Origin of the sequence: Xenorhabdus santafensis (genome assembly GCF_033949405.1) — a bacterium.
Classification (GTDB): domain Bacteria; phylum Pseudomonadota; class Gammaproteobacteria; order Enterobacterales; family Enterobacteriaceae; genus Xenorhabdus; species Xenorhabdus santafensis.
In genome coordinates this window covers 1-290 of record NZ_VCDN01000303.1, presented here as the reverse complement: position 1 = coordinate 290, position 290 = coordinate 1, and the positions used below count along the sequence as shown (strand labels likewise).

At 30.0% G+C, this 290-nt stretch carries 1 protein-coding gene; it reads left to right on the top strand.

The genetic code is table 11. The features are described 5' to 3' along the window. On the top strand, positions 1–283 hold a 283-nt coding region (locus FE392_RS20345; RefSeq protein ID WP_319931921.1), incomplete at its 5' end, for a hypothetical protein. Positions 284–290: the final 7 nt, after the last annotated feature.

The window sequence follows — 290 nt, the reverse complement described above, 5'->3', positions numbered from 1 at the left end:
TGAAGATGGTGATTTTGAAGGGGTTTTATTGAGTGGATTTTTTGCAAAGCAAGTTATGAAATTGGCTTCTCAATCTAATCATATTTCTCATGATTTTAATTCAAATGATCTTAGATCTTCTGATCTAAATTTAAAAGGAGTTTTTCTTTTTAATGGTACTGGAGTTCATTTTGTTTTTTATGAGGGTCTTGAATCTATAAGGATTTATGATTCGCCAATGTTTGAAGAGGATTCTAAAGAGATGTTTGAGTATTTTAAGGAGTGGTTACATGCACATTCTTGATATTTAC